This is a genomic window from Pseudomonas sp. JH-2 (assembly GCF_036231725.1).
Taxonomy (GTDB): domain Bacteria; phylum Pseudomonadota; class Gammaproteobacteria; order Pseudomonadales; family Pseudomonadaceae; genus Pseudomonas; species Pseudomonas delhiensis.
The window spans coordinates 1-2,903 of sequence record NZ_JAZAQP010000082.1 but is presented as its reverse complement, the minus strand read 5'-3'; the positions used below and the strand labels follow the sequence as shown (position 1 = coordinate 2,903).

Here is a 2,903-nt window from a genome sequence, read left to right as displayed (position 1 = left end):
TAATCGTTTTTTCCTATTTGCTGAGTCGATAAGAGTAAGGTCGGGCGCGTAACCAAAGTGTTGCAGTCCCGGGCTAACCTGAAGACCGTTTGAGGGCTTATCAATGCCAAGACGTCGTGTAGCGGCCAAACGTGAGATCCTGGCCGATCCGAAATACGGAAGCCAGATTCTGGCCAAGTTCATGAACCACGTGATGGAAAGCGGCAAGAAAGCCGTTGCCGAGCGTATCGTTTACGGTGCTCTGGACAAGGTCAAAGAGCGCAGTAAAGGTGACCCCCTGGAACTCTTCGAGAAAGCTCTCGACGCCATCGCTCCGCTGGTCGAAGTGAAGTCCCGCCGTGTCGGCGGTGCTACCTACCAGGTTCCGGTCGAAGTACGTCCGTCCCGTCGTAATGCCCTGGCCATGCGCTGGCTGGTGGACTACGCGCGCAAGCGCGGCGAGAAGTCCATGGCCCTGCGCCTCGCCGGCGAACTGCTGGATGCCGCCGAAGGCAAAGGCGCCGCCGTCAAGAAGCGTGAAGACGTGCACCGTATGGCTGAAGCCAACAAGGCCTTCTCCCACTACCGCTTCTAATCGCGGCTTCCATTCTTTTGCGAGGGCTTTATGGCTCGTACCACAGCAATTAACCGCTACCGGAACATTGGTATCTGCGCCCACGTCGACGCGGGCAAGACCACCACTACCGAGCGGATCCTGTTCTACACAGGTCTCAGCCACAAGATGGGTGAGGTACACGACGGCGCTGCTACCACCGACTGGATGGTGCAGGAGCAGGAGCGTGGCATCACCATCACCTCCGCTGCGATCACGACCTTCTGGGAAGGTTCGCGCGGCCAGTACGACAAATACCGCGTAAACGTCATCGACACCCCCGGCCACGTGGACTTCACCATCGAGGTGGAGCGTTCCCTGCGCGTGCTGGACGGTGCTGTCGTGGTGTTCTGCGGCACCTCCGGCGTTGAGCCGCAGTCCGAAACCGTATGGCGTCAGGCCAACAAGTACGGCGTTCCGCGTATCGTCTACGTGAACAAGATGGACCGCGCCGGTGCCAACTTCCTGCGCGTCGTCGGTCAGATCAAGAACCGCCTGGGGCACACCCCGGTTCCGGTTCAACTGGCCATCGGTGCAGAAGATGACTTCCAGGGTCAGATCGACCTGATGAAGATGAAGGCCATCTACTGGAACGAAGACGACAAGGGCACCAGCTACCGCGAGGAAGAGATTCCCGCCGAGCTGCTGGACCTGGCCAACGAATGGCGCAACAACATGGTCGAGGCTGCTGCCGAGGCCAACGAAGAGCTGATGAACAAGTACCTGGAAGAAGGTGAGCTGTCGATCGAAGAGATCAAGGCCGGCCTGCGCCAGCGTACCATCGCCTGCGAAATCGTTCCGGCGGTCTGCGGTTCGTCCTTCAAGAACAAGGGCGTGCCCCTGGTTCTGGACGCCGTCATCGACTTCCTGCCTGCTCCGACCGAGATTCCGGCCATCCAGGGCGTCCACCCGGACAGCACTGATGACAACGAAATCCACGACGAGCGTCCGGCTGACGACAACGCTCCGTTCTCCGCCCTGGCGTTCAAGATCGCTACCGACCCGTTCGTCGGTACCCTGACCTTCGTCCGCGTCTACTCGGGCGTCCTGGAGTCCGGCCAGTCGGTCATCAACTCCGTGAAGGGCAAGAAAGAGCGCGTTGGTCGTATGGTGCAGATGCACGCCAACCAGCGTGACGAGATCAAGGAAGTGCGCGCTGGCGACATCGCGGCTCTGATCGGCATGAAGGACGTCACCACCGGTGACACCCTGTGCGACATCGAGAAGCCGATCATCCTCGAGCGCATGGACTTCCCGGAGCCGGTCATCTCGGTAGCTGTAGAGCCGAAGACCAAGGCCGACCAGGAGAAGATGGGCATCGCCCTCGGCAAGCTGGCCCAGGAAGACCCGTCGTTCCGCGTCAAGACCGACGAAGAAACCGGCCAGACCATCATCTCCGGCATGGGTGAGCTGCACCTGGACATCCTCGTCGACCGCATGAAGCGCGAGTTCGGCGTCGAGGCCAACATCGGCAAGCCGCAGGTTTCCTACCGCGAAACCATCTCCAAGGACAACGTCGAGATCGAAGGCAAGTTCGTTCGTCAGTCCGGTGGTCGCGGTCAGTTCGGTCACTGCTGGATCCGCTTCTCGACTCCGGATGTGGACGAGAAGGGCAACATCACCGAAGGTCTGGTGTTCACCAGCGAAGTCGTGGGTGGTGTGGTTCCGAAGGAATACATCCCGGCGATCCAGAAGGGCATCGAAGAGCAGATGAAGAACGGCGTCGTCGCCGGCTATCCGCTCATCGGCCTGAAGGCCACCGTGTTCGATGGCTCCTACCACGACGTCGACTCCAACGAGATGGCGTTCAAGATCGCTGCTTCCATGGCGACCAAGCAGCTGGCCCAGAAGGGCGGCGGCAAGGTGCTCGAGCCGATCATGAAGGTGGAAGTGGTGACTCCTGAGGACTACATGGGCGACGTGATGGGCGACCTGAACCGTCGTCGCGGTCTGATTCAGGGGATGGAAGACTCGGTTTCCGGTAAGGTTATCCGTGCCGAGGTTCCGCTGGGCGAGATGTTCGGTTATGCGACCGACGTACGTTCCATGTCCCAGGGTCGCGCGAGCTACTCCATGGAATTCTCCAAATACGCCGAAGCTCCGTCGAACATCGTCGAAGCGCTGGTTAAAAAACAAGCTTGATTCAGCCCTTTAAGTAAGAGGTTACTGTCGTGGCTAAGGAAAAATTTGAACGTAACAAACCGCACGTCAACGTCGGCACCATCGGTCACGTTGACCACGGTAAGACCACTCTGACCGCTGCTCTGACCAAGGTCTGCTCCGAGACCTGGGGTGGCTCCGCTCGCGCCTT

General features: G+C 59.6%; 3 protein-coding genes. All 3 read left to right on the top strand.

Annotated elements, in window-relative coordinates; all coding sequences use genetic code 11:
• Window positions 1–103: 103 nt before the first annotated feature.
• Window positions 104–574 (top strand): 30S ribosomal protein S7, encoded by a 471-nt coding sequence (rpsG, locus tag VV867_RS30025; RefSeq protein ID WP_009617132.1) that lies wholly within the window; start codon window positions 104–106, stop codon window positions 572–574.
• A 30-nt stretch (window positions 575–604) separates the two neighbouring features.
• Window positions 605–2,734 carry an elongation factor G gene (fusA, locus tag VV867_RS30020; protein ID WP_089393443.1) on the top strand — a complete coding sequence of 710 codons (2,130 nt, stop codon included), beginning with the start codon at window positions 605–607 and terminating at the stop codon, window positions 2,732–2,734.
• Window positions 2,735–2,763: 29 nt separating this feature from the next.
• Window positions 2,764–2,903: GTP-binding protein (locus VV867_RS30015; RefSeq protein WP_230986177.1), on the top strand; the 140-nt coding region annotated here is incomplete at its 3' end.